Annotated in this window: 1 protein-coding gene; it reads left to right on the top strand. The window is 30.3% G+C overall.

All coding sequences use genetic code 11. The annotated features are described in order from the left end of the window. Positions 1-213 precede the first annotated feature (213 nt). Positions 214-1,191, top strand: a complete 978-nt coding sequence (locus BLR30_RS17505; RefSeq protein ID WP_089861648.1) for an IS110 family RNA-guided transposase — start codon at positions 214-216, stop codon at positions 1,189-1,191. Positions 1,192-1,197: the final 6 nt, after the last annotated feature.

Below are 1,197 nucleotides of genomic sequence, written 5' to 3' on the forward strand. Positions count from 1 at the left end.
AAAAACACTCCTTTAGATTTGTAAAAGAAATTAATACATTTATTACAAGAGAAAAGTGTTTAAGTAAACTAAGATTCACTCAGAGAAAAACTCATAGTTCGATTAAGACTTAAACACTTTCTTATCAAAAACTCAGATAGAAATTCGGGATTGGAGCCCATTATTAAGGAGTTGAGATGATGATAAGTTTCTCTTTATTAATCAAACAAATTTATGGAAAAAGTTTTTATTGGAATTGACATTAGTAAGCTAACTCTGGATGTTTTTGTTAACAGTTGCTCTAAAACACAACATTATAAAATTAAAAATTGTTCAAGAGCGATTAAAAAGTTTTTTAAAAGCTTCTCCAATGATGCAAATACCGTTGTAGGTATGGAAAATACAGGAAGATACAATTTTGAACTGTACGAAGTTTTAAGTAGTATGAACATACCGGTTTTTGTTATAAATCCACTTCATTTAAAGAAAAGCATCGGTCTTTTAAGAGGTAAAAATGATAAATTGGACAGTCAAAGAATCTGTGCGTTTTTGGAGAAAAATTACATGGATCTACAACCGTGGATCCCTAAATCCTTGGATATTCAAAAAATAAACTTACTTAATACGGAACGCAGACACAGAGTGAAAATAAGAGCAGGTTTATTGAGACAGATGAAAGATTTAAGCTTTCTTAAAAATCATACAGATAAGGAAATTATAAAGCTTAACAAGCAATTGATTTTACTTTTAGATAAACAGATTAAAACAATTGAAAAAAAGATTGTAGAGATTATTGAATCAAACACAGAACTAAAGGATCAATATATAAGAATCCAGACCGTTCCGGGTGTTGGGAGAGTATTGGCCACTATGCTCATTGTTAAGACCAATGGGTTTACGGAAATTCAATCGGCAAGAAAGATGGCTTGCTATTCTGGTGTAGTTCCATTTGATCATCGCTCTGGTTCGTCAATTTATTATAAGCCCAGAATCTCTACAATGGCTGATAAAGAACTAAAAAAGATTTTACATTTAGCTGCCTTAAGTTCCATAAGATTAAAGAATGATCTCGCTTTATATTTTCAAAGAAAAGTTTTAGAAGGGAAGAATAAGATGTCTGTTTTAAATGCAATTAGAAATAAAATCATACACAGAGTTTATGCTTTGATAAAAAATAATTCTGTGTATGAAAATAACTTGCAGATGTCATAGAAATCG

Source organism: Chryseobacterium taeanense, from assembly GCF_900099685.1.
Taxonomy (GTDB): Bacteria; Bacteroidota; Bacteroidia; order Flavobacteriales; family Weeksellaceae; genus Chryseobacterium; species Chryseobacterium taeanense.

Coding starts and splice junctions, on each gene's coding strand:
- BLR30_RS17505 (WP_089861648.1), top strand. CDS start 214: ATGGAAAAAGTTTTTATTGGAATTGACATTAGTAAGCTAACTCTGGAT.